At 56.9% G+C, this 25,775-nt stretch carries 21 protein-coding genes; 12 read left to right on the top strand and 9 right to left on the bottom strand.

The window, feature by feature from the left end:
• The first annotated feature begins 55 nt into the window (after positions 1-55).
• From F0311_RS08300 to F0311_RS08270, 7 genes are all read left to right on the top strand, one after another.
• The gene (locus F0311_RS08300) at positions 56-1,315 is read left to right on the top strand and encodes an aminotransferase class III-fold pyridoxal phosphate-dependent enzyme (RefSeq protein ID WP_223881219.1); all 1,260 of its coding nucleotides are present in this window, start codon (positions 56-58) and stop codon (positions 1,313-1,315) included.
• 35 nt (positions 1,316-1,350) lie between these two features.
• A complete protein-coding gene (locus F0311_RS08295) occupies positions 1,351-2,988 on the top strand; it encodes an ABC transporter substrate-binding protein (RefSeq protein ID WP_150461467.1) in 1,638 nt (545 codons plus the stop codon).
• A gap of 91 nt (positions 2,989-3,079) precedes the next feature.
• Positions 3,080-4,024: an ABC transporter permease gene (locus F0311_RS08290; protein WP_150461466.1), complete on the top strand. Its 945-nt coding sequence runs from the start codon at positions 3,080-3,082 to the stop codon at positions 4,022-4,024.
• Between the two features lie 308 nt (positions 4,025-4,332).
• The gene (locus F0311_RS08285; RefSeq protein WP_191089822.1) at positions 4,333-4,962 is read left to right on the top strand and encodes an ABC transporter permease; all 630 of its coding nucleotides are present in this window, start codon (positions 4,333-4,335) and stop codon (positions 4,960-4,962) included.
• Positions 4,963-5,162: 200 nt separating this feature from the next.
• Complete coding sequence (locus tag F0311_RS08280; protein WP_150461464.1) at positions 5,163-7,259, top strand: N,N-dimethylformamidase beta subunit family domain-containing protein; 2,097 nt, start codon at positions 5,163-5,165, stop codon at positions 7,257-7,259.
• The gene (locus F0311_RS08275) at positions 7,259-9,181 is read left to right on the top strand and encodes a dipeptide ABC transporter ATP-binding protein (RefSeq protein ID WP_150461463.1); all 1,923 of its coding nucleotides are present in this window, start codon (positions 7,259-7,261) and stop codon (positions 9,179-9,181) included. Before F0311_RS08280 ends, F0311_RS08275 begins: the two co-directional genes overlap by 1 nt.
• 115 nt (positions 9,182-9,296) lie before the next feature.
• Entirely contained in the window at positions 9,297-10,028 is a 732-nt protein-coding gene (locus F0311_RS08270; protein WP_150461656.1) for an SDR family NAD(P)-dependent oxidoreductase, read from the top strand.
• Positions 10,029-10,145: 117 nt separating this feature from the next.
• On the opposite strand, the gene F0311_RS08265 is transcribed toward F0311_RS08270, so the two are convergent.
• Positions 10,146-11,186: a LacI family DNA-binding transcriptional regulator gene (locus tag F0311_RS08265; protein ID WP_223881218.1), complete on the bottom strand. Its 1,041-nt coding sequence runs from the start codon at positions 11,184-11,186 to the stop codon at positions 10,146-10,148.
• A gap of 144 nt (positions 11,187-11,330) precedes the next feature.
• On the opposite strand from F0311_RS08265, the gene F0311_RS08260 reads away from it, so the two are divergent.
• Both F0311_RS08260 and F0311_RS08255 read left to right on the top strand, forming a co-directional pair.
• A complete protein-coding gene (locus F0311_RS08260) occupies positions 11,331-12,614 on the top strand; it encodes an extracellular solute-binding protein (RefSeq protein ID WP_150461462.1) in 1,284 nt (427 codons plus the stop codon).
• 53 nt (positions 12,615-12,667) lie between these two features.
• Complete coding sequence (locus F0311_RS08255) at positions 12,668-14,059, top strand: glycoside hydrolase family 5 protein (RefSeq protein ID WP_150461461.1); 1,392 nt, start codon at positions 12,668-12,670, stop codon at positions 14,057-14,059.
• A 79-nt stretch (positions 14,060-14,138) separates the two neighbouring features.
• Here the strand turns inward: F0311_RS08255 and F0311_RS08250 are convergent, their stop codons facing one another.
• From F0311_RS08250 to F0311_RS08235, 4 genes are all read right to left on the bottom strand, one after another.
• Positions 14,139-14,948, bottom strand: a complete 810-nt coding sequence (locus F0311_RS08250; protein WP_223881234.1) for an NAD(P)-dependent oxidoreductase — start codon at positions 14,946-14,948, stop codon at positions 14,139-14,141.
• Positions 14,949-15,052: 104 nt separating this feature from the next.
• The gene (locus F0311_RS08245; RefSeq protein WP_150461459.1) at positions 15,053-16,072 is read right to left on the bottom strand and encodes a 3-hydroxyacyl-CoA dehydrogenase family protein; all 1,020 of its coding nucleotides are present in this window, start codon (positions 16,070-16,072) and stop codon (positions 15,053-15,055) included.
• Between the two features lie 33 nt (positions 16,073-16,105).
• The gene (locus F0311_RS08240) at positions 16,106-17,053 is read right to left on the bottom strand and encodes a sugar phosphate isomerase/epimerase family protein (protein ID WP_150461458.1); all 948 of its coding nucleotides are present in this window, start codon (positions 17,051-17,053) and stop codon (positions 16,106-16,108) included.
• Positions 17,054-17,136: 83 nt separating this feature from the next.
• The gene (locus F0311_RS08235) at positions 17,137-18,060 is read right to left on the bottom strand and encodes a sugar-binding transcriptional regulator (RefSeq protein WP_150461457.1); all 924 of its coding nucleotides are present in this window, start codon (positions 18,058-18,060) and stop codon (positions 17,137-17,139) included.
• A 197-nt stretch (positions 18,061-18,257) separates the two neighbouring features.
• Here F0311_RS08235 and F0311_RS08230 point away from each other — a divergent pair, with 197 nt between their 5' ends.
• The 3 genes from F0311_RS08230 to F0311_RS08220 all read left to right on the top strand — a co-directional run bounded on the left by F0311_RS08230 (position 18,258) and on the right by F0311_RS08220 (position 21,413).
• The gene (locus tag F0311_RS08230) at positions 18,258-19,952 is read left to right on the top strand and encodes a dihydroxyacetone kinase family protein (RefSeq protein ID WP_317982587.1); all 1,695 of its coding nucleotides are present in this window, start codon (positions 18,258-18,260) and stop codon (positions 19,950-19,952) included.
• Between the two features lie 24 nt (positions 19,953-19,976).
• Positions 19,977-20,441: a ribose-5-phosphate isomerase gene (locus F0311_RS08225; RefSeq protein ID WP_150461455.1), complete on the top strand. Its 465-nt coding sequence runs from the start codon at positions 19,977-19,979 to the stop codon at positions 20,439-20,441.
• A 99-nt stretch (positions 20,442-20,540) separates the two neighbouring features.
• Positions 20,541-21,413, top strand: a complete 873-nt coding sequence (locus tag F0311_RS08220; protein ID WP_150461454.1) for a LysR family transcriptional regulator — start codon at positions 20,541-20,543, stop codon at positions 21,411-21,413.
• Positions 21,414-21,814: 401 nt separating this feature from the next.
• On the opposite strand, the gene tatC is transcribed toward F0311_RS08220, so the two are convergent.
• From tatC to F0311_RS08200, 4 genes are all read right to left on the bottom strand, one after another.
• The gene (gene tatC / locus F0311_RS08215; RefSeq protein ID WP_223881216.1) at positions 21,815-22,552 is read right to left on the bottom strand and encodes a twin-arginine translocase subunit TatC; all 738 of its coding nucleotides are present in this window, start codon (positions 22,550-22,552) and stop codon (positions 21,815-21,817) included.
• Between the two features lie 93 nt (positions 22,553-22,645).
• The gene (gene tatA / locus F0311_RS08210; protein ID WP_150461452.1) at positions 22,646-22,882 is read right to left on the bottom strand and encodes a twin-arginine translocase TatA/TatE family subunit; all 237 of its coding nucleotides are present in this window, start codon (positions 22,880-22,882) and stop codon (positions 22,646-22,648) included.
• 18 nt (positions 22,883-22,900) lie between these two features.
• Positions 22,901-24,886 (bottom strand): alpha-amylase family protein, encoded by a 1,986-nt coding sequence (locus tag F0311_RS08205; protein ID WP_191089821.1) that lies wholly within the window; start codon positions 24,884-24,886, stop codon positions 22,901-22,903.
• On the bottom strand, positions 24,883-25,773 hold the full coding sequence (locus F0311_RS08200; RefSeq protein WP_150461450.1) for an NAD(P)-dependent oxidoreductase: 891 nt from the start codon (positions 25,771-25,773) through the stop codon (positions 24,883-24,885). The genes F0311_RS08205 and F0311_RS08200 overlap by 4 nt, the downstream gene beginning before the upstream one ends.
• Positions 25,774-25,775 lie beyond the last annotated feature (2 nt).

Genomic DNA, 25,775 nt, shown 5'->3' with positions numbered 1-25,775 from the left:
TTCGTACATCCGTCCTAAATAATTGAATCCATTGATAGCAGTCGAGGAGGTATCCATGATCACAAAAGCCTCCCGTATGGAGCACACTCTGACCGCCGACGCCCATTGGCGCGAAAGAGCGGCGCGTGTGATTCCAGGGGGAATGTATGGGCACATGAACGCATCGCGTGACAAACTGCCTTCGAGTTATCCCCAGTATTACGTCAAGGGTAAAGGTGCTCGGCTATGGGATGTCGATGGCAACGAGTATATCGATTACCTGTGTGCTTATGGTCCTATGATCCTTGGCTACGTGCATCCAGAAGTTGAAAAGGTGGCTGCCAAGCAACAGGCCAACGGCGACGGACTCAGCGGTCCTACGCCGCTGATGGTCGAACTTGCTGAGACTTTAACGGAGAAAGTCGCGCACGCAGATTGGTCTATATTCGCTAAGAATGGGACGGACGCCACTTCAATCGCAGTCATGACAGCCCGAGCTGCAACCGGACGAAAGAAGTTACTGAAGGCCCGGCGCGCCTACCACGGCGCGAGCGTCTGGTTCACACCCCAGGCGGGCGGAATAACTCCGCAAGACCGTGAGAATATCATCGAGTTCGAGTTCAATGACCAGGCATCGCTTGAACTGGCAGCGCTGAAAGCAGGCGATGATCTGGCGGCAGTTATCCTGCCCCCTTTTCGCCATGACTCGTACGCAGATCAAGAGGAGGTTCTCCCCGCTTTCGCTCGAGCGGCGAGAGCATTGACCACACGGATGGGTGCGGTGCTTATCTTGGATGAAGTCCGGAGCTGCCTGCGCCTCGATATTAGGGGGGCATGGACATCGATTGGTGTTTTTCCAGACCTCACCGCATTCAGCAAGTCACTCGCTAACGGGTTTCCACTGGCAGCAATCACAGGAACAGAGGCACTCCGTGAGGCTGCCAAGTCCATATTTGTCACCGGTTCCTTTTGGTATCACGGAGTCCCAATGGCCGCAGCATTAGAGACGTTGCGGATCATTGAGGCAGTTGACGGCCCGTCGGTGATGCGAACCAGCGGCGAACTTCTACGTACTGGTCTCAATGAACAAGCAGAGTCCTACGGTTTCTCCCTGCGGCAAACAGGTCCGGCTTCGATGCCCATGATCGCTTTCGACGATGATCCTCAAATGGAGAGGATCTATTCCTTTAGTGACGCGGCGGTGAGACAGGGAGTACTCTTCCACCCTTGGCACAATATGTTTATTTCTCTAGCGCATACCCAAGAGGAAATAGATAAAACTCTCGTAGCAACTGAAAAGGCATTTGAAGAATTATCAAGAAATATTAACAAATAGATATAGAAATAAGCACCACTAATGAGGAGAATGCAATGAACAAAGTAAGGAATATTGCTCTGTCCGGCATGAGTGTAATGATGCTGGGGCTAGTGGTCGCGTGTGGTGATGGCCCACCCCCACCTGAGGGACCGGAACAGAACGGCTCAGAAGCTGATCAACCCTCGGGGGATGAGGCCGGTATGCCGACGGAAGGTGGGACGATAACCGCCGCACTCGGAGGCGATCCGCAAACCATGGACCAAGGGGTGAATTCTGGAGCTCTCACTAACCTCGTTGCCTGGAATATATTTGAGTCGCTCTTCGCAATGGATGAGGAGTACCTACCCCAGCCAATGTTGGCGGAGTCGTATGACGTTTCGGAAGATGGATTGGAGTACACGATCCACCTCAGAGACGGTGTGGTCTTCCATAACGGTGACAGCATGAACTCTTCAGATGTTGTGGCCAGCCTTCAGCGTTGGACTGAAGTCTCTGCCACCGGACAGCAAGCTGGGGAAGCGATTGAATCTATCGCGGCAGTCGACGAACTTACTGTGAGCATCACGCTTTCAGTGCCTCGCTACTCGTTAATTAGTGATCTTGCTTTCACCACTCAGATGGCCATCATCATTCCCGAGGAGATCGCTGACGAGGTGGGCACTACGCCAATGAACGCCGAGCAAACGGTTGGCACGGGTCCGTACCAACTTGCTGAATACAATGAGGGCCAGCATGTTCTACTCGAGCGTTTCGACGAGTACGCGTCACTCGAAGATGATCTAGGGGGTTTTGCTGGCGCTAAACACGCTTGGGCGGACGAGATTGAGTATGTTTTTGTTCCTGATGAGACTCAGAGGTTCAACGGTGTTCAGACAGGGCAGTTTGATTGGGTCCAAAGCATTAATGCCGATGACTATGAATCCGCAAGAAATCATGAGTCATTGAATGCGATACCTTCCGCACGTGGGACTATAAATACTGTTCTAGTAAATCATAATGAGAGTTCATTGTTCGATGATGTTAGGGCGCGTGAGGCAATCAATCTCATTATTGATAAAGATGTTTTTGCCGCAGCAACGTTCGGTCCTGAATGGGTGTGGGAGCCTCTTTCTAACTCGTTCGTCAGCCCAGACAATGCCACGATGTATTCAGACGCAGGCGAAGACATCTTCTTTGATTATGACCCTGATCGCGCAGCGGAACTTTTTGCTGAAGCTGGGATTGATGGCAGTGAGCCTATTCGCATGCTTACATCACAAACCTATCCGCAGTTCTACCAGTGGGCAGTAATGATCCAAGCAGAGCTTGATGAACTCGGTATTCCTATGGAAATTGACGTCTATGACTATCCCACCATTGCTGACATGCGTAGTAGTGAACCAGAATCGTGGGATCTCAGCACGTCCTTCTTTACAGGTGCAGTCACTTCACCTGATCAGATTCTGTGGCTGGGCGGTGACTGGGCCGGTGAATACTCAAACGATGAGCGAGATGAGCTTATGGCTCAGTACCAAGAGTCCACCTCTCCTGAAGAAGCATTGGCGGTAGCGACAGAAATCCAACAGCTGGTCTATGAGGACTTTCCTGTAGTTCAGTTGGGGCATGTCAGTGAAGTGAACGTGCATTCCGCTGAACTTATTTTCCCGGATGACTGGACGAATGTCTTATACAACGCTGGGTACGGGGAGTGACGCAAAGTGACTGAACAGGGGTTCGGGTGCGTGCGTCAGAGGGTTTATGGGCTCACCCGAACCTCCCAATCCATGGTGTTAGGGGTGTGCAATGCTTGGAATGGTTCTCCGACGATTCCGTGACATGGTCATCGTCTTGGTTCTAGTTGGAACGGTGATGTTCTTCATTCTGCAACTGATACCAGGCAGTCCTGCTCGGGCTATTCTCGGAGAGTACGCGACAGAATCTCAGGTGGCGGCCCTGGAAGCAGAGTTGGGTTACGATCGGCCAGTCCATGAGCAGTTCTTCGACTGGTTCGGAGGAATGGTCACGGGGGATCTAGGCTACTCAACGTCGATGGGCCGAGGGGTCACTGAGGCGGTTTTTCAGCATTTGGGTCCAACTCTTGTTCTCGCATTAGCAACTACTGTCCTCAGTGTTGCGATTGCTATTCCACTGGCAATGCACACTGTTCACAAACCGGATGCATGGTCCTCTCGCCTGCTGATGGGGCTGTCCAACCTTGGCTTGGCAACTCCAAACTTCTGGCTTGCGCTGGTCCTTGTACTGATATTCGCTGTGAACCTCAACATCCTGCCGACTAGCGGATACATTTCACCCCTCAGTGATCCATTGTGGTCCGTGTGGTACTTGGTGTTGCCTGTGGTGGTCCTTATCTCGAATCTCTTGGCGCTACTGGTGATGACGCTCAGGGAAAGCCTATCGAGCGAACTTCTGAGTTCGTACATTCGGACGGCGCGTGCCAAGGGGCTGTCCGAGAGCAAAGTCCAGTACAGGCACCTCCTGAGGAACGCTCTTCTGCCTGTGATCACGGTCATTGGGAGCAATTTTGGAACATTACTCGGAGGAATTGTGATTATTGAGATAATATTCGTGATTCCTGGAATGGGATGGGCTTTGAATAACGGGATTCTTGCAAGAGATTTACCTCTTATTCTAGGAATAACATTAGTTAGTGCTCTTATTTTTGTTTTAATTAACTTATTAGTTGATATTGCATACGGAATAATTGATCCGAGAGTGAGGGTTCAATGACATCGCAAGTGGAACCCTACATGGGGCGGATAGGACGCCTGATTGCCGGACAGTGGCGTCGAGATCGGGCGCTCCTCGTATGGGGAGCGATTCTAATAGCCATCGTGGTTGTTAGTCTGATCGGTCCCTTCTTTCTTCAATCACCGACCTCCCAGTCTCCGGCGGATAGGTTGTATGGGCCGTCAGGACAAAACTTACTCGGAACGGACCAGTTTGGGCGGGACATCTTGAGCAGAGTGGTATCAGCTGGCCGGGTATCACTAGGTGTAGGGGCGATCATTACTGTATGCGCCGTTGGCGTAGGAACCATGCTTGGTCTGATCGCAGGCTACTACCGGGCTTCCTCCGTCGTCATTATGCGGATTATGGACGCGATGATGTCATTCCCTGCCATCGTCTTAGCTATAACTCTCGTCATAGCCCTCAGCTCACAAGCGGGCGCGTTAGCGCTCGTGATAGCTCTGATCATTGTCTTCGTGCCTTATGTTGCACGGGTCGTGAGAAGCCGAACACTCTCACTAGCCGAGCGTGGATTCGTCACTGCCGCACGCGGTTCGGGAGTTCGGGGGTGGAAGATAATCGTCATTCACATATTGCCCAACCTGTTACCGACCATCATGGTTCAGGCCACCTTTGTGTATGCCCAAGCCCTCCTCTCAGATGCGGCACTGAGCTTTCTAGGACTTGGAGTACCACCACCGACACCGACTTGGGGCAATATGATCGCGGATGCCCGGAACTATATTGAAAGCGCACCCCTGTTCATCATCTCACCAGGTGTAGCAATCGTTGTGGCAGTGATGGCGTTCAACGTTGTCGGTGACTCCTTGCGGACTCTCATCGATCCTCGAGCCCGGTCGGTTGCAGACCTCAGAGCAGCCCAAAGACGACACAAGATTGCGGGCCACCAAGCGTATGTAGCCAGTGAATCGAGATGAACCCAAGCCCCAACCATGCTACGGAAGGATTCGGTTAAGTCATGCCCGAAGCGCCGCAAACAGTCGCATATCTCAACCGATTGTCTGCTCGACCAAGCGAAGAGGTCAGCCTGCACGCGAGTGGTGAGTCAGGTCAAGTTAAAGTCCGTCTCGTGCGTCTCGGGAGGGGTCTTATCCCGGGGCGCTCTCAGGCTGCTGCTGTGGAGGAGATCCCATGGCAAGCGTCTGGAACTTACACCGCAGAGCCGCAAGAAAGCTGCGTAGGGTCATTTGGCGTCGCAAGACTGCCAGGTGAGATTGACTCGCGCAAGGGATTTGAATTTGGTGCATGGATCTGGCCGACGCTCCCCTCTGCCACCCAGGCGCAGACAGTTCTCCAGATGTCCTCGCCTACAGGGGAGGACATTGTGGTTGACCTGGAAGCCAGTTCCATCAAAGCGACGCTCAACTCGAGTGACGAGTCCTGTGTAGCAGTGTTACCTCATGCAGTACGCCGGAGGGTATGGTCAGAGGTATTAGTACGGTTCCACGACAGCCAGATGATATTGGCTGTCAAAGCAGACGACCCGCTGTACGGCCCGACTATGGAAGTTTCGATAGAGATTGAATCCTTCGTTAGAATTTCCAGTCCTCGACTTACCTTCGCTGCGAGAGACCCCCGCGAGGTTGTGGATTGCGCTGGCTATGCCCGTGGCCGGGCGGTTCAGCACTTTGAAGGAAAACTCAGTTTGCCCTACATCCAAGCAGGTAAGCCAAGGAACACTGTCCAGACCGCCTCAGAGCGTCGGAGGGAACTGGTCAGGACCATTTCCCAGCAAGGAGGCGCACTCTGGGACCTGAGCCCTCAGCGTATAGGATCGACACGTTATAGGGCGCCTGCGGGTGCGGGATCCGCAGAGCCGGCTACGCTAGTCAACCTCCCTAACCAGGGTGTCACAGGTCCCGATTGGGATGGGACATCTCTGTCCTTCAGGGAACGTCCCGATCATTATTCCGCGGCTCATTTTCACTCGACTGATCTCGGCGACTGTGGCTGGAAGCCTCTCTTCACAGCCGCTCTGCCGAAGGAGCTCCCAAGCGCGCTTTATGGAATCGAAGTCGTATCCGCTGATGGGTCTCAGGACACAGTTCCGATCTTCATATGCCCAGCCCCAGGAGCAAGGCGAAAGAAAATCGCATTCTTGGGTTCCACGTTCAGCTACCTGGCATACGGCAACGAGGACCTCATCACATTCTTTTCAGAAGTCCCTGAACACTCACTACATAACCCAGAAGTTGAGAAAAGGGCTAGGGAGAAGCAGGTTGCCCATAGTCAAAATTGGGGAGTCTCCACTTATGACCTCCATGCTGACGGAAGCGGAGTGCACTACTCGTCCGCACTGCGCCCGATGCTCGATGTCCGACCGGACTACAGTTATTGGAACTACGAAGAGGGGGCGCGCGGCTTCGCTGCTGATCTCTATTTGCTTGAGTGGCTCGAGAAGTATGGGTACGAATACGACGTCCTTACAGATCTCGAGCTTCACTTATCAGGCGCATCTGCGCTTGATGGGTACGATGTCCTACTTACCGGTAGTCATCCTGAGTATCACTCAGGAGAGATCCTTGACGCATTCACCTATTTTCGCGATCAAGGTGGAAAAATCGCATACCTAGGCGGTAACGGCTTCTACTGGGTGACTGGTCTCGTGAATTCTGAAGCACAGATCATCGAAATTCGTCGTGGCCATGTCGGAATCAGAACATGGGCCAGCGAACCAGGTGAAGTTGATCTAGTTAGCAGTTGGGAGCCCGGAGGCTTATGGAGATACCGAGGGAGAACACCGCAAAAACTGGTAGGTGTGGGCATGGCTGCACAAGGTGGTGATTCACGGCCGTACTGGGTATCTGGAAATGAAGCAGTAGAAGCTGCGCCCTGGTTTTTTGAAGGGATTGAAGGCCCAACTATTGGAGAACGTGGTTTTGTCCGGGGGGCAGCAGCAGGTGACGAGCTAGATCGAGTGGATGCTGATCTGGGAACCCCTCCCGGGACCATAGTGCTCGCTTCATCGAAAGACCACCCTATCGAAACACAAAGAGCTATCGAAGAGTTCCTTCAAATGTTCCACGGATCAGCCAGTGGACCTAACGATCCAGACATCCGCGCGGACATGATCTACTTCGAGACTCCTGGCGGTGGTGCAGTGTTCTCTACTGGTGCCATTGCGTTCATCGCTTCCCTACTTGTTGACGACGGAAAGAACACCTCATCGCAAGCTCTTCGCAACGTAATTGATCACTTCTTGGAGATGACCTGATGTCAGACATGTTTTTTAGGATTGAGAATCTTCATGTTGGGCTGAACCGTGGAGACTCAGTTCTGCCTCTCGTGGATGACGTGAGTATCGAGATTAAGCGAGGCGAAACGTTATGCGTAGTAGGTGAATCCGGAAGCGGCAAGAGCGTAACTTTCCTAGGTGGTCTGCGTCTTCTTGACTACACTGCTCCAATCGTTCTGGAGGGCAAGGTGCTCTTGGAGGGAAAGAATCTCCTAGAACTCAGTCAGAACGAAATGGCGCAAGTCCGAGGAAACCGTGTTGCATTCATTTTCCAAGAGGCAATGGAGGCACTCAACCCTGCCTACACAGTAGGCAGACAACTTGTCGAATCCTATGTGCTGCTCGCGCAGAGACGAGGCCATCGAGACAAGAAGAAGATCCATACCGATGGTGCTATCAAGGCCCTTGAGCTCCTTCAAGAGGTCGGGATGCATGAGCCAGAGGTTGTGTTGAAGAAGTTCCCACACCAGCTTTCGGGGGGGATGCAGCAGCGGGTCATGATTGCCATGGCGCTCATTGGCGATCCCGAGCTGCTCATAGCAGACGAGCCAACCACAGCATTGGATGTCACAATCCAAGCTGAGATTTTGACGTTGCTCCGTCGCCTACAGCAGGAAAGAGGAATGGCTTGTGTTCTCATTACTCATGACATGGGGGTGGCCTCTGAAATTGCAGACCGAATAGCGGTTTTGTACGCAGGCCAGATAATCGAAGTTGGGCCTATCAAAAAGATGCTGACCTCGCCGCAGCATCCTTACACCAAGGCCCTTCTTGAGTGCGTTCCACGCCCGAACTTGCGGCTTGATGGTCGACTGCGAACGATTGCTGGTAATGTCCCCGCGCCGGGGCAGGTTCCGCCGGGAGACAGATTTGCGCCAAGGAACCCACTGGCTAGTGAGAAGTCTTTGCGTGAGCCACCGCCAATACGATTCTCTGAGAATGACCAACACATGGTGCGTTCATGGGACCCTATTACGAACTGGACCCCAGAACTCGTGGACAGACTGACTGGTTGGGATAGGAGTTCCCAACATCGCAGGATGTCCCCGCTCGATGAGGTCATTATCGAACTCAAGAACGTGAACAAAACCTACGCCGCACGTGAAGGCATCACTTCTCTGGTACGCCGCTTCTCTGGACAATGCCGAGCCCAAGGGACCCGCGCCGTCAAAGATCTTAGTCTGAATATTTACAGAGGAGAATTCTTCGGCATTGTTGGGGAGACGGGTTCGGGGAAGAGCACCCTGGGGCAGCTCATCATGGATCTCGAACAGCCAGACCCGGGTTCGGAGATTAGAGTTGCTGATCTTGACATCAGCGCGAAGAGAAACTTCACTCAAGAGAAGAAACTTCGTCGACAAGTTCAGATGGTCTTTCAGAATCCGCAGGACTCGCTGGATCCGCGCCGGACAGTTGAACAATCAATTGCTGAGCCATTGTACGCCTTGACCGACCTAAGTCGGTCTGCTGTACGTGCCCGGATGAGTGACATGCTGGATGCAGTGGGGCTGCCGTTGTCTGTTGCGAAACGTCCACCGGGGGAGCTTTCGGGTGGGCAACGGCAACGTGTGGCCTTGGCGCGAGCTCTTGGCCCTAAACCTTCTATCATCGTAGCGGATGAACCTACAAGTGCCTTAGACGTTTCCGTTCAGGGACAGATTGTCAATCTGTTGTTAGATCTGCAGGCAGAGTTTGAGTTGACCTATGTTTTCATCACGCACAACCTGAGCCTCATTACTGCAGTTGCCGACAGGGTAGGAGTCATGAGTGGGGGAAAGCTTGTGGAGGTTGATGACGCTGAGACCCTCGTAGAGAGTCCGGGGCACCCTTATACTAAAAAACTGCTCGCAGCTAACCCAGATCCATTTGCCGAAATGGGAAAAGTGGGAACTTTGGCATGAATTTAGTAAGTTAGAGCGCTTTCCTGAGCGCCGGACTGACTCGTACCGTGACGACTGGTATTGCTAAGTGAAGGAGAATGGTGTGGGAGTTGGCGAAACGTTTTCACTGGAGGGGATGCGCGCTCTAGTAACCGGCGGAGGTCGAGGGCTAGGCCAGGCTATGGCAGTGGCGCTCGCTCAAGCTGGAGCAGCCGTGGCCTTGACATCGCGGACTGTGTCAGAACTGGATGACACTGTGAACATGATCGGAGGCTCAGCTCAAGCTGTTCCAGCCGACTTATCTGACCGGAAACAAGTGGAGAAAATAGTCGATGAGTCCGAGGCTAGGCTCGGAGGTGGAATTGACATTGTTCTCCACGCGGCGGGAGTCACACATCGACAGCCTGCGGAAGAGTTTGACGCCGAACAATGGGATCGTGTTCTTGAAATTAACCTGACCGCTCCTTTCCGACTTAGTCAGGCTGTAGCTAGGAGACAGATCCAATCCGCTAAAGAGGGGTCGCACTTGTTCATTGGTTCCTTGGCGAGTCGACTGTCAGTTCCGTTCGCAACCGCTTACACTGCTAGCAAATCAGGGATCTATGGCGTAGTCCGTAATCTCGGCGCTGAGTGGGGACCGCACGGGATACGTGTAAATGGGATTGGCCCTGGGTACTTCCGAACGAAACTTACGGAAGCCGTATTTAACGATGAGAAGCGGGTTAGTGCCATGACTCCTCGCATCCCGCTGGGGCGCTTCGGGGCGGCCGAAGACCTTGCTGGGGCAGCGGTGTTCCTTTCATCCCCGGCGGCCTCATACATCACCGGGCAGATGCTTATGGTAGACGGGGGATGGTGCGCTACATAGGAGCAATAAGGGACGGTCTTGGCCGAAGAGCGAGCTTGGGAACCGACGCCGCCCGGGCTGGGTGAGCAGCCTCTACTCGCCCGGATGTTTTTATGCCGGCCGGCCCACCTCAACTCGTCAATTTGGAGACGGCGGCGCAGCGGTTGATTCGCGCTCGACGAGCTGGGTGGAAAGCAGCACATGCGGGGAATCCGGGCGCTCGCCGCGGTCCAGCTGGAGCAGGGTGCGCAGGGCCACCCGGCCCATCTCTGGGATAGGTTGGCGGATGGTGGTCAGAGCCGGGGCTACCGGCATTGCAGTGTAGGTGTCGTCGAACCCGACCACCGAAAGGTCCTGAGGGACTCGGAGCCCGCGGCGTCTTGCTGCTTCCACCACACCCATCGCTGAGCGGTCGGAGCCGGCGAAGACTGCGGTGGGCGGCTCTGGGGCAGACAACAGTTGGATGCCCATCTCCAGTCCTGCGGAGAAGGTGAACCTGGACTCAATAATCAGTGCGGGATCTGCAGTGATACCTGAGGCTCGCAGTGCACTGAGGAACCCCTGCAGTCGTTCACTCGAGGCCGTGGAGAGCCTGGGTCCTCCGGCGAATCCGATACGCCGGTGCCCCAGATTCAGCAGATGACTGGTGGCCTGGACGCCGCCGGTGAAGTTGGTGGCCCCCACCGAGGGGATCTCCTGATCCAGCGGGTCGATCGGGTCCACCACTACCAGGGCAATGCCCAGTTCTTTGAGCAGACTGCGCTGCTGGGCAGTCAGCTCTGCCGTCACCAGAATCACTCCGGTGCGCCGACGCGATGCGAGATGCCGGATCCACTCTTCAGACAGTGGCCCGCCGCTGGCTCCAGGCTCCAGGGCCAGGCTGTCCACCAGGACTTCCACGCCTCGTCCGGAGGCGGCCTGCAGTACGCCTTCAAGTACCTGCATCACATACATATTCACCACAGTGTTGAAGACCACGTGCACCTCTTTGAGCGCATTGGCCTTCCGCGGCCCAGTGGAGGGCACATAGGCCACTCTCCCGATGGCCTCCTCCACCCGGCGTCGGGTCCCGGATGAGACGCCCGGCCGGTGGTTGAGCACTTTGGAGGCAGTAGCTTTAGAGACGCCGGCCGCCCGTGCTACCTGCTCCAGTGTGGGGCGAGCAGGGAAAGACATCATCAACGAAAAAGTTTCACCCCTCTACGACTAGGTTCTCTGCTGGCAGCTTCATACGCTAAATGCGTGACTGTGCTCACATCAGTCAAAATTTCGAGTCAGTCACGAAACAGTTTATGTCTTGTTCGGCCCAGGGAGGACCACGCAATGAAGCGACACCACTCACTCACCACCGGCACCGCCGGAGTCTCTGCAGCCGCACTGCTGATGCTTACCGCCTGCGGCGGAGCAGGCGGCGACGGTCCAGAGGCATGGGTCCTCTCCGGTGACGGTTGGCCAGCAGTGGAGGAGGACTTTGACCGATGGAACGAGCAGGCCGAGGAAGGTCAGCAGTTCAACGTCGAGTCCTTCGAGAACGACGCCTATAAGCAACAGATCCGCACTGTGGTCGGCTCCGGTGACGCCCCTACACTGATCATGTCCTGGACCGGCGGAGCTCTGCTGGAATATGTGGAGAACGACCTAGTCCTGGACCTCACTGATGAGGTGAGCGGGCTCGAAGACAGGATCCACGACTCTGTCTGGGAAGCCGGCGCCGTCGAGGGTTCTGTCTACGCCGTACCGCTCAACGAGCTCAAGCCAGCAGTGATCTACTACAACCAAAGCCTGCTCGACGAGGCCGGTATCGAGGCGCCTACCACCTGGGCAGAGGTGGAGGAAGCCGTCCAGGCGCTGCAGGAGCAGGACATCATGCCCTTCGCGCTGGCCGGAAGCTCAGTGTGGCCGGCGCTGATGTGGCTGCAGTACCTCACGGACCGCCACGGGGGCGAAGAAGTCTTCCAGCGAGTGATGGCAGTAGAGGAGGGTGCCTGGGATCAGGAATCCATCCGGTTCGCCCTGGAGACACTGCAGCAGATGGTTGCTGAGGGCGCCTTCGGAGAGAACGTCAACGCCGTGGACGCCGGCCAGAATGAGGACATCCAGCTGCTGGCCGACGGGCAGGCCGCCATGCTCCTTCAAGGCTCGTGGGTCTACCCGAACTTCGCCCGAGACTTCCCTGAGTTCGCCGAGTCCGGGGACCTGGGCTTTACCGAGTTCCCAGTCCTGGAGGAGGGGTCCGGCGACCCCAGCAACATCGTAGGCAACCCGGCCAATTTCTGGTCAGTCTCCGCGGACGCTTCCGAGGAGGAGCAGCAGGCGGCACTCGACTACATCAACAACCACCTCTACAACGATGAGTACATCGACTCGCTGCTGGAGCAGGGGTCATTGCCGCCGGTGGAGGGAATCGAGGACCGGATCGCTGAAACTGATAACGCCGACTTCCTGGAGTTCAAGAACAGCCTGGTGGCTGAGGCCAACCACTTCCAACTCTCCTGGGACCAGGCCGTCTCCCCGGACCATGAGCAGGCGCTGATCGACAATCTGGCGGCACTGCTGCAGGAGCAGATCACTGCCGATGAGTTCATCGAGGCGATGAACGCGCTCTAATCGAGCAGCCCCGCACACCGCAGAAAACGTTACGCAAGAGAACAGGGAACCTTATGACAGTACTGCCGTGGCTACGCGTGGACGGTCGCCACCTCGTTGATGAGTCCGGCCATCCCGTGCGGCTCTATGGAGTCGGCATGGGTGGCTGGATGAACATGGAGAACTTCATCACCGGCTACCCTGGAAATGAGGAGAACATCCGCCGGATCCTGCTGGACCGGATGGGGCAGGAGCCCTACGATGCGTTCTTCGAGGCGTTCTATGCGGACTTCATCAGTGAGGACGACGCCGCCCATCTCGCCTCACTAGGTCTGAACTCAGTACGGATACCGTTCAACTACCGGCATTTTGAGTCTGATGCTCGGCCCTTCGAGCTCAGGGAGCAGGGCTTTGAGATGCTGGACCGGGTGATTGATCTGTTCGCCCGGCACGGCATCTACTCCATCCTCGACCTGCATGCCGCCCCGGGTCGGCAGAACCGGCAGTGGCACAGCGACAACCCGGGCCACCTTGCCGAGTTCTGGCAGCACCCACACTTTCAGGACCGGGCGATCCACCTGTGGGAAGCGCTCGCTGACCGGTACAGGGATCGTCCCGAGGTTGCTGGTTACAATCCGCTCAATGAGCCGGCTGCAGAGCTGGGCGAGGCGCTGGCGGAGTTCTACGACCAGGTGGCAGCAGTTATCCGTGCGGTGGACCCCCGGCACATTCTCTTCCTGGACGGAAATAAGCAGTCCACCGACTTCAGCATCTTCGCCCAGCGCAATGAACCGCTGCCGAACACTGTTTACACCGCCCACGACTACGCGCTGCCGGGCATCAGCCGGGAGGCTCAGTACCCGGGCAGCACCAAAGGCGAGCACTACGACCGTGCTCGACTGGAGGAGACCTTCCTGAAGCGCACTGCCTATATGCGGGAGACCGGTACCCCGATCTGGGTGGGTGAGTTCGGCCCCTTCTACCCCCCAGAGAAGCCTGAGGAGATCTGGCGGTACCAGCTGCTGCACGACCAGCTGGAGATCTACGACGAGCACGAGGCCAGCTGGGCCCTGTGGACATTCAAAGATGTCGGTCTGCAGGGGCTGCTCTATGCGCGGGAGGATTCCGCGTACATGCAGCAGATCCGGCCGGCACATCAGCTCAAGGAGCAGCTGGGCACTGACTACTGGGGAGGTTCGGAGGTTGGGGTCAGTCACCTCCTGCAGCCGATCAAGGAGCTTTTCGTCCGAGAATTTCCAGACTTTCACCCCTACCCCTGGGGGCAGGATCGTCACATCGGCCTGCTGGTGCGCAACATCCTGCTGGCCGAGCCGCTGGCCGAGCGGTTCGGAGACCTCTTCCGCGGGGTCAGCCCCGAGCAGGCTCGGGCGCTGGCGGGCAGTTTCCGCTTTGACCAGTGCCAGGAGCGCAGCGAGCTCTCGAAGATCATCCGGGAGCACACCTGATCAGTTCAGGTTGGAGCTTCATATCAGGCCCGCGGAATCCTGGGGATTGGGTGAAAGTACTCGTTTGGACGGCACGAGCTCAGTAGCCTTGGGCTATATCAACACGTCCCAGGAGGGCTTCTCCATCGCGGAGTCTCCGATGGTTCTCTATGATTCGAGCATGCAGCAGCGGCCTGCCTGCCGCTGCGGTGTTGGCGATGTGCGGTGTGATGAGGCAGTTCTCAGCGTTCCAGAGTGGGTGGTGCTTCGGAAGAGGTTCAGGGTCGGTCACATCAAGGCCTGCTCCGAACAGCTTCCCTGCATTTAGCGCATCGACCAAGGCGTCGGTATCCACGAGCTTTCCCCTACCAATGTTGACTAGTACAGCCTGTTTTGAGAGTAGATTGAATTGGTGTGCTCCCATGAGCTGTTCCGTCTCGGGAGTTACTGCCGCAGCTAGGCAGACGATCTCGGCATCCCTGAGCGCTTCGTCCAGAGACGTGAAAGTGACGGTGGTGTCGGCGTTGGCTAAAGGTTCAGGGCGACGTCTGATAACAGTAACGGAGGCATCGAAGACTTTGTACAGCCTGACGATTTCAGCAGCGATACCGCCCGCGCCTATGACAACACAACGTTTTTTGTGAAGAGACAACCCTGTATGGCTACGCCAAGATGTGGCTGCCGCAGCCATCTTGAACCCGCGTAGAGCAGCCAGAGTGAGGGCCAGGGCATGTTCAGCGACTGGTCTGGCGTACGCACCTTTTGCTGACGTCCAGGCGACTTCCGGGTACCGCGCTATGACCCTGCGGTACCGTTCGATGCCGGCGGAGGGGAGCTGGACCCATTTGATTTGCGGATTGCTTTGCAGTACCGATTCAACGTCGACGAGACGACCCCCTTCGGTGACCACAATGCTGGTGGGGTTGTCCCGAGCTTGGACCACAACTGCACCTTGTGCCTCTAGCTTTCGGGCTAACGACGATGGTGCCTTCGGGAGGAGACATATTCGTTCAGTCACGAGTTCTGCTCGCCGCTGAGTGACTGCGAAAACTCAGTTATAGGAACTCCGACAGGTGCAGGCCCTAGCTCGTCTAAGAGCTCTCCCATCTTTGCGTAGGCCTTGTTGCGATAGGCTACGAGCGCTTCCCGAGTTTCATCATTGAAGTCGCCGGTCCAGCCTTTGCCGTTCTTGAGTCCATGTCGGTCTGCTTCTACATTCTGGCGCAACAGCTCAGGCACGGCCAGACGTTCGCCATAGGCGGTTGAGAGTGTTTCGAAGCCACTCTGGTAGACATCAAGCCCGGCTTGGTCGGCGATCGCGAACGGTCCGAAGAAGCCCAGTCTGAACCCGAATGTCGTGCGGACGATTGTGTCGACGTCCTCCTGGGTGGCGATTCCTTCCTCCACAACGGTGGCTGCCTCTTTCAGGAGAGCGTACTGGAGCCGATTGAGCACCATACCCGGTGTGTCAGCTACTTCTGCCCCCGTCTTGCCGGTACGGGCCAGCAGGTCTTTGACTGCGGCGACCACATCAGGGGCAGTCGCTTCACCGGAGACCAGCTCTACTCCAGGGATAAACGGAGCAGGGTTAGAGTAGTGCACTGTGAGGAACCGCTGCGGGTTGGTCACCGCAGGGGCCAAGACCCGTACCGGAATGGTGGAGGTATTGGTTCCAATGATTGCCTCAGTTCGGGCATGAGCGGAGATTCTGCCCAACACCTCTTTCTTTACTTCGGGGGACTCAAAGACAGCTTCCTCGATGAAGTCCGCTTCTGCCACAGCCTCACGCAGACTCGTCCCCGCAGTCAGGTGGGCTTCGATGGTCCCAGCTGAACCGGCCGGGTAGAGTCCCTGCTCTTCGAACTGGCGTGCTTCCTCCAGTAGACGTGCCAAGCCGCGCTGAGTGGTCAGTGAATCGGCATCCACGATGGTGATATCGATGCCTGCCAAGGCCAAAGTCTGAGCAATCCCACCTCCCATGTAGCCGGCACCGACGACAGTCACAGTACGGATTGGGGCGAAAGAAGCAGTCATAGGGGGCCTTCTGTCGGAGGGATGGGGAAAATTTCAGGAAGTCGATCGGTTCAGCAATCCGGACGCTTCTGATGAGCGCAAGACCTGACGGATGTAGTCGCGATTCTCAGCACAAACGCCGATAGAGTCGGAACCGTAATGTTCGCAGCAGAATGGGCCAGAGTAGCCCAGTTCGAGGGCTCGGCGAATGATGCTGCGATAGTTGACGATTCCGTACTTCAAGGGGACGGGAGCTGAGTGGTAACTCCCGGTCGCCGGATCCTGGTCCCGGATGTAGTTCTTGATGTGCCAGAAGTTGCAGTACGGCAGCACTTTCTCGAACATTTCCTGGTAGCTCGGCATAGGGCGATGGAGGCGGAGCAGGTTCCCCAGATCTGGGTTAAGCCCCACAGAGGGGTGGTCTACCTCCTTGATAAAAGCGACGGCTTCCTCGGCAGTTCCAATGTAGGTGTCTTCGTAGATCTCTAGGCTGATCTGGATCTCGTTGGCTGCCGCATGATCTCCGAGCTCACGGATGCGCTCGACTGCGAGAGGCCGGAGGCTTGGATCGTCATGATGCCCCTCTGCCAGCCAGAACCACAGGGCCTGCTGCTGCGCAGGTTCAAGAGCTTGCATGAACCCGGTATTTACGATCGTGGCGCCGAAAGCGGGAGCCAAGTCGACCAGTCGATGTGCTCCCGCTAGATTCTCTTCACCATGTTGAGCGTCGACGACAGAGCTGCGCGTCATGGAGATCGAGGAGATGGATAGGCCTTCCCCATCCAGGAGGCGCCGGAACTCATCCAGCCTGGCATCACTCAGCCGATGCAACGGCAACCACGCATCAGTGGGATCAATGTAGTCGAACTCAAGCTCGCGGACCTGGCGGAGATGGTCAGCCCACACCGAGGATGAAGCATCGGTAAGCGGAGTACCATCCGGCGTGTGAGCCCCAAAGGGGAGCATGTTGCAGGCGATAGCCCAACTCTCGGCAGTGAACATATGTGCCCTTTCAAGTGTGCAAGATGCTCCCATAATCGAGTAACTGGTGTCACAATGTCAATCTAGGTCAGGTGGGTCTGGACCTAGGGTGCTTCGTTAATGGCACGGGCTGTCACTTCGTCGGTAACAAGGATGTTGAACCATCCGGAGCGTGCTGCTACCGCGATGCTCCGTACCTTATTCACTCCTGCAGCGGCAGCTATTCGGGTTGGTACTGAACGTAGGGTCTCGGCCGGGATCCGGGTCATCCTGTCGTTTCCGGGAAATGTGACCTCGGTGCCGTCCTGGTCGAAGAAGGCCAGGCATACGTCACCGACGGACCGGGCAAGGCTTGGGTGGTCCCGTGGCACAGACTGAGAGATCGACTTGCGAGATAGGGCGGGGGCACCTACGCCGATGAGAGCGGCTTTCGCCGAGCTCCAGTCCTTCCTGATGATCTGGTACCCAGGGTCGTCCTGTAAAGCAGAATAGAGGGCTAGCGAAGGTAGGGCGGGAGCAAAGAGATAATGCGGGTACCCTCCGGAGGTAGCAGTGAACATGCGTACGACTTCGTTGGTCTGATGCCACGGATCTGGTTCAGCTTGTCCTCCCACAGTGGGGGCGACAATGATTCCCGCGAACTCACCAAGATGCTGCTGAGCGAGTGCGTAGGTCGTCTCGCCGGAGGCGATGAGTAGTACGTCTCCAGGTTGAAGATTGGCCTGACCTAGTGCCTGGCGAGTCCCGGAGGCCAGGGCGACGCCGAGGTGTGTTGATTGGTTGCCAGGTGCGATGTAGACCGCATCTAAGCTGAGTCTGTCGATGAGCTGTCTGCGCAGCTCATCGACAGGTCCGGTTGTGGGCTTGTGGACCCGAATCTCAACGATCCCTGCCGCGCGAGCCTCTGCGAGAATTCGGCTCACCGACGGTCGGGAGACTTGGAGTTGATGTGCAATCTCCGCCTGTGTAGCTCCTTGTTCGTAATAGAGCTGAGCGGCCCGATAAAGGCGATCTAAGTTCTCGCTCATAGTGCCTGCCGTTTCGTTAGAAGTCTCAAAATGTAATGCTCCACCAAATGAACATCGTACCGGTGCGGCTGCAGTGTATGCACATATGTTCACACACTGATGTTCAAGTCGTGCTAGTGTTTTCAGTGACACAGCACACGATAAGTTCTGTCTGCGGTTTTGTCCCGTAATCAGATGACAAGGAGCGTTTCTTGACAGTGCTCTTCGATGACCCAGCGAAGTTCATGGAGGACCAGCTTGCTGGTTTTCTCGAGCTCTACTCGGATCGCCTTGCTGGCGTTGAAGGCGGAGTTGTAGTTTCCGATGTGGCTGATCGTGACCAAGTGGCGGTCGTCGTGGGGGGAGGATCCGGGCATTACCCTGCATTCTCTGGACTCGTCGGACCGGGACTGGCCCACGGAGCAGTGGTTGGGAATATCTTCACCTCACCTTCGGCACGTTGGGCAGCCAACGTAGGGCGTGCGGCAGATACAGGTCGCGGGGTGGTTTTCGCATTCGGCAACTATGCCGGGGATGTGATGAACTTCGGTCTCGCCAAACAGCGCTTGGTGGCTGAGGGCATCGATGTCCGCATGGTCCTGGTCACAGACGACATCGCCTCAGCCAACGAACCGGAGAAAAGACGTGGAATCGCGGGGGACTTCTCGGTTTTCAAAGTCCTGGGTGCCACGGCAGCCGAGGGACTCGGGATCGACGCAGTAGAGGCCGCAGGAATCCGCGCCAACGCTGCGACGCGTACGCTTGGCGTAGCATTCTCAGGCTGCACGATGCCAGGTGCCCAGGAGCCGTTGTTCCAGGTCCCCCAAGGGCACCTAGGTCTTGGACTGGGCATTCATGGTGAACCAGGTATCGAAGATGTGCCGTTGATGCGCGCAGAGCAGCTCGCCCGGCTCTTCGTTGACCGAATTCTCGCTGAGGCACCGTCTGAGGCTGGCAATCGAGTAGCTGCAATCCTCAACGGTTTGGGAACTACCAAGTACGAGGAGTTGTTCCTTCTATGGGGCAAGGTCTCCCAAGAATTGGCGGCACGCGGGCTGGAGGTGGTGCAGCCCGAGGTTGGTGAGCTGGTCACCAGCCTGGACATGGGAGGATGCTCGTTGACTCTGATGTGGCTGGATGACGACTTGGAGCGGTGGTGGACCGCCGATGCCTATGCTCCAGCGTTCCGAAAGGTTTCCTCGGCCCTGCCGAAAAAGTCGTTGGCCAGCGCTGAAATCTCAACGGCATCACAAATGGAGTTTGCTGAGGCCGACGCTGCGGCTCAGAAGCTGGCCACAGACATTCGAACGGTAGCCGAGAGCATCGCAACCATGCTTGCTGAGAACGAGGATGAGCTCGGCAGAATTGATGCTGTTGCTGGCGATGGTGACCACGGCCGTGGGATGCTGCGCGGCATCAACGCTGCTCTGCAAGTGCTCAAGGAATTGCCCGAATATGCTGGGCCTGGTCCGGTTCTGGGTGCGGCTGGGCAAGCTTGGGCCGATGACGCTGGTGGAACGTCAGGAGTGCTTTGGGGAGCAGCGCTGGAGGCGGCGGGTGCGCGATTGGAGAACGCAATGTACTACGATGCGGAGGTTGCTGCCGGTGTAGTTCAGGCGTTCGCCCAATCCATGGTGGACCTTGGCGGAGCTCATGAGGGGGACAAGACGCTGCTTGACTCTCTGCTGCCCTTCGTGCAAAGCCTCGAGAAGGCTCTTCACTGTGGGGTAGAGCTTCCGCAAGCATGGAGCGCTGCAGCGGCTGACGCGACTGCAGCGGCTGCTGATACTGCACAGATGACACCGAAAGTTGGGCGAGCTCGCCCTTTAGCAGCGAAGAGCCTCGGAACCCCTGACGCAGGTGCTACGTCCATGGCCATGATCGTCAACCGCATCGCTGATCATCTGAAGTGAATCAGAACCAGGAAAGGTTGTTGGATGCAAGGCCGTAAGCTGCGAGTTATCGTCGGATCTGATGATGCGGGATTCGAGTACAAAGAGGCTCTCCGTGCGGATCTGGAAACTCACGAACGTGTGAGTTCGGTACTTGACGTAGGAGTTGCTTCTGATGAGGTCATGGCGTACCCCAGCGTGGCTACTGCGGCTGCGGAAAAGGTGGCTGCCGGCGAAGCCGACAGAGCGTTGTTGATCTGCGGAACAGGACTGGGGGTGGCAATTTCGGCTAATAAGGTGCGGGGAGTCCGTGCAGTCACGGCACACGACTCTTACTCCGTCGAGCGATCAGTGCTGTCCAATAATGCCCAGGTGCTCTGTATTGGGCAGCGTGTCGTTGGCAAACAACTTGCTCGGAAGCTCATCCAAGAGTGGCTAACGCATGAATTCGACCCGAACTCAGCCTCATCTAGCAAGATAGCAATCCTCAATGAGTATGAGGGGTGTTAGCCGACCTTACAGTCCTTGAAAGGGACGTACTGAGGCCGATAAGCGTGAAAGGTGTGGCAAACAATGCGACTTGACTCGACGGCGCAGTTGGAAGGTCTCATGACTTTCCTGACGGTGGCTCGGCTAGGGAGGTTCACTGCCGCCGGAGAAGCGTTAGGTGTCAACCACTCAACCGTGTCGCGACGAATCAGCGCTCTCGAGAAAGCTCTGGGGGACAGGGTTCTCACCCGGACTCCCTCAGGTTGGGAAGTGACGAAGCTGGGACAGCGCGTCGTCGCTGTGGCAGAGCAGGTCGAAGAAGCGCTGTCGGACTTGATGGTCGATGATTCCAACAATGCCGCTGATCGCATCTCGGGCCTTGTGCGAATAGGTGCCCCTGATGCCTTCGGTGTGCATATAGCGCCCCCTGCCCTTGCCGCCCTTCAACGTAAGCATCCAGGGCTTGAAGTTGAGCTGATCTCTGCAACTCAGCCAGTTCGACAGGGGAGGTCGGGACTCGATCTTGAGATCGTCATCGGGCGGCCTCAGGTGAGACGCGCGAGGGTTGAGCATGTCATGGATTATTCTCTTTTTCTGTACGCAACTGAGCAGTACTTAACAAAATACGGAATGCCCAAGAATATTAATGATCTCGAAGGGCATAGGCTGAACTATTACGTCGACTCTGTGCTCACCATCGATGAGCTGGGGCGCGCGAGAGACGCGTTCCCTCCCATGAAGCACGGAATATACTCTACAAATGTGCTATCTCATGTAACAGCAACTCTCGCAGGTGCTGGTATTGGTTTGCTTCCCAATTTCCTAGGAGACAGCAACCCTTCGCTTCATAAGATTCTGGGGAGAGAATACAAATATAACGTCTCTTATTGGGCTGTAGCGCGTGAGGAGTCTTTGAGGAGTCCAGTGGTTCAAGCTGTCTATAGCTCACTGAGGGACTACGGGACGAGGGTAAATAAAAATTCCAGCCTGTAACATTCCTAATATCAGGACTGGTTCATTTGTTCTTCAATACCTGTGGTCCGATGTTTGGGAGCATCTGTGGGGAGGCGTGACTGAAAGATCTCGCGAGGCCCTCGACCAGAGTTGAGTGACTCCTTCCTCGTAGTAGAGCTGGGTTCATCCGCTAGGGCGTCACGTAAGATCTTGCGGGGGTCATATTGGCGTGGATCGTACTTCTTCCAGTCCACGTTCTCGAAAGATGTCCCGGTTTCATTCTCAAAACGCGCTCTCGCTTCGTTTGCCAACTGGCGACCATGTTTCGCCCACTGGGCTAGTGTCTTCGCGTAATGTGGGAGCCGTTCCGGTCCTAGAAGAACCATGGCCAAGACGATGAGAATAAAGATTTCGTAGACGTTGATGCCGGGCATCGGTTCTCACACCAACCTTTCCCGCTTTTCGCGGCGTTTGTCGTTGAGCAGGCAGAGGCCGATCGCGACGGCGAAGAGCAGGGTCAGTGGGATCATGATGAAGAACATGGTGATCGCCTCACCACCAGGTGCTGCCAGGGCTGACATCACCGCGATCAGCATCACCACCCCCCGCCAGGAGCGCAGCACCTGCTGCCCGGTGATGATGCCCATCATGTTGACCCCGACCAGGATCACCGGGATCACCATCGCGATCCCGCAGGCGATGAACAGGTGCAGCACAAAGGTGAAGTAGACATCCGGGGCAATGATATTGGAGGTGCCCTCTGGGTTCAGGGAGAAGAAGAACTCCACCGCCCGCGGCAACAACGTATAGGCCATGAAGATCCCGGCCAGGAACAGCGGCACACTGGCGGCGATGAACCCCATCGCATACCGCTTCTCCTTCTTCTTCAGCCCCGGCATGATAAAGGCCCAGATCTGATACAGCCACACCGGGGAGGAGATCACCAGACCCACGAACAGGGAGAGCCGGATCAGCAGATCCAGTGGCTGGCCGACAGCGTTGAACGCAATCGAGGTCAGTCGGGCATCCTCCCCACCACCATGCTCCAGCACTGGGGCAGCCAGGGTGGCCACCAGCCAGTCATAGAGAAAGAACCCAGCGACAGCACCCAGCACAATGCCAGCAGCAGCGATCAGCAGCCGCCGGCGCAACTCGCGCAGATGATCCCTCAGCGACATCCGCCCCTCAGGATCACGCCGAGTGGCCCTTTGGCTCCCGATCCTCCAACGCCGCGTCGATGCTCGAGATGATGCTGTAGTGGTCATGGCTGATCAGCGCTGATGTGATCTTCTGTGAGAGCTACTGCCGGAGTCAAGAACTTCCCCTTCACCCCCCTCAGTTCCCGACTCCTCCTGTGAGTGCTCTGTTTGCCTCAAGACGTGGACTTCGGACTTGAAGATCCGGGTGGACTCGCCCAGCGACCGGGCCAGTTTCGGCAACTTCGTGGCTCCAAATAGGAGAAGAACAATGGCGAGAATTATTAACCACTGCCAACCTGCGATATTCATATGTGCTCCTCAAGGTTGCTAATTCGAATAGGTCATCCGGATAGCTTCGAATGTTTTTATTTGTGGGGTGTGGATGGTGATGCTGTTGTTGTCAGTGGTCCAGTTCAGGGCGGTGTTGTTGGTGAGGGCGTGGATGTGTGTGGGGATGGTGGAGGTGTGGAGGTGTATTTGGCTTGGTGGGATGAGTAGCGGGGGGTGGAATTTCTGAGGTGCGTATCCGGTGGTGTTGATGATGTGGATCAGGGTTTCCCCGGCGGTGTTCTTTGCGAGGGTGAGATGGGTCTGTGGGGGGAGGTCGGTGGTCAGCTGTGGGGTTGTGACGGTGTGAATGTGGTCTGTGATGAGGTTCCGGGCTCGGGTGATTCCTGTGTCGTGGTAAATGTGTCCGGGGCGTAGGGCGATGTGGGTGAGGTGTCCTTCACCGGTGGGTTGTTGGGTGATGGCTGGGTGGTTGGTGGGTTGGTGTCCATAGCATTTTTCGGGGGGTCCGTAGGGTGCTCGGCTCAGTGCGCGGAATTCGGTGGCGGCGTGGATGGAGGGTTCGAGGACCTCGAAAGCGCCGAGAACGGGGATGTGATCGTGGGGGGGGGGGGGGGGGATATGAAGACTGTAGAGGTCTGTTTCGGTCGTGTAGGTAGCTTTCCGGGTGGCGACGGGGCTCTGTGGTGCCAGTTGCGGATGGGGGCCGTCGAATGCGGAGTCGCCGGTGGCGATGATGTGGGTGCCCTGGGCCAGGGCAGTGTTGAGCTTTTGGGCTTCGCAGCCGGTGAGGGCGCCTATATCTGGCAGGATTATGGTCCGGTATCGGTGGGGATCCAGGTTCGGCAGGGCTTTGCGGTCGACGACGTCGAAAGGCAGGTGTTCTTCGACGAGACTTTGGTAGCAGCCGCGGAACTCGGATCGACGTCGGTCTGCATGGGGGTCGTTAGGGTTGTGGGAGCGGATCAAAGCGGTCCCAGCGGAGGACTCCATGCCGGCATAGGTCTCGGCGTGGTCTCGGTGGAACCGGGTGATTTCCCGGCCCGAGGTCAGGTTCTGATACTGGGTGGTCTGCGGAGTGCCCATGATGTACGTGGAGGGAGATCCTCCGTGGGCAATGGACTGGATAAGGTACTGGTTGAAGTGGTCAGGGTCTTCTCCGGCCCACCGGTAGGGCATGTCGAAGAATGCGGTGCTGTTGGTGAACACAGTCCGCTGTGGGTCTTCGGAGCGGGCTGCGCTGACTGATTCGGAAGTCTGGTAGTGCCACAGCGGGCGGCCGGCGGCATTGTTGGCTTCGTAGTAGGTGATGTGGGCTTTGTCGCCGAGGATCAGCGCTACGTCGGGGTTGATGCCGCTGATGTGGTCCTGCATCCGATGGTTCAGCTCGGATAAGACGTCGGATGCGTATTTCTGCCACGCGGGGTAACTCGCGGACTCTGGGCTGGTGGGGTGCTCAGCGCCCGGGGTGTGGTCTTGAAATCCTGCCAAGCATGCTGCACAGTGACATGCACCCCAATAGGTTCGTGAGTAGTCACGTTCGTTGAAATGCATCATGTTGAAGAAGAACCCACTGACCGGGTAGTTCTGAAGCACCTCCGTGACCACATCGAACATTGCCTGCTGGTAGTAGCCCGCTGAGGGACAGGTGCTGCGGTAGCCGTTGTAGACTTGTTGTCGCCCCTCGGCAGTCACGAAGCACCATTCGGGGTGCTCTTCTGCCCGGCGAGCATCGATTTTCGAGAAGTCCATTCGGGAGAGGACCCGGATCCCACGTTCGGCTGCTGCTGTCACTGCGTCGCCGATGAGGTCCCCTGAGGGCCGCTGCACCAGGGTTGGGTTGACGCTCTGGCACTTCAGCACGCTGGGGTAGTTGGCTATGATCCCGCCTGTGGAGAGTAACCAGGTGTCAGCCCCGTAGTCTTCGATGAAGTCCAAAGCCTTCTCGACGTCCAGACCAGCGTCGATTTCACGGATGTTGGTCTGAACGGTGCGGAACGGCCTAGACCACCAGGGCTGGCTCACTGGTTCTGCCCTCCTGCGTCGGCATCTTCGGTCAGCAGGGCGAACAGCGCGGCGTGGTCGCGCTCGGCCCATCCTTTCTGCAGGGCCTGATCCATCTGAGCGGCTACTACTTGGGTTCCCGGCAGTGGGGTGTGGTGGTGCGCCCCGGCGTCGAGGGCCAGACGCAAATCCTTGCGGTGCAGCTTCAGGCGGAACCCTGGTTCGAAGGTGCGGTTGACCATCCGTCTGCCGTGGACTTCGAGGATCTTCGAGGAGGCGAACCCGCCGGAGAGTGCCTTGGTGACGGTAGCCGGATCGATCCCGGAGGCTTCAGCCAGTGCCAGACCTTCGGCCACTGCCTCGATAGTCATTCCCACGATGATCTGGTTGACCACTTTGGTGGCTTGCCCCGCACCAGCGGCCCCCATGTGGGTGATGTTCTTTCCCATGGCCTCAAGGATGGGCATTACCTGCTCCACCGTGGCTGCTTGGCCGCCGACGAAGATCGTCAGTGTGGCCTCCTTGGCGCCGATCTCCCCGCCCGAGACCGGCGCGTCCACGTATTGGCCGCCGGCCTGCTCCACAGCGGTGGCCAGTTCCTTGGTGGCGACCGGGGAGATGGAACTCATATCCACCACCACGGCTCCTGGTATCAGGCCGGTCAGGACGCCATCAGGTGCTCGAACCACATGCTCGACATCGGGTGTGTCAGGAAGCATCAGGATCACTACTTCAGCTCCCTCGGCAGCTTCGGCCGGGGAAGCAGCTGGTGTGGCTCCCTGGGCAAGCAGCTGCTGGTGGGCTTCGGTCTCCTTCACCCGGTGGATGCTCAGCTGGTGGCCAGCAGTGATGAGGTTGGCTGCCATCGGTGCTCCCATGACGCCCAGTCCGATGAATCCGATACGCATCT

The sequence above is a fragment of the Nesterenkonia ebinurensis genome (assembly GCF_008711175.1).
Taxonomy (GTDB): Bacteria; Actinomycetota; Actinomycetes; order Actinomycetales; family Micrococcaceae; genus Nesterenkonia; species Nesterenkonia ebinurensis.
The sequence above is the reverse complement of the archived record's forward strand: the minus strand, read 5'-3'. Positions and strand labels throughout refer to the sequence as shown.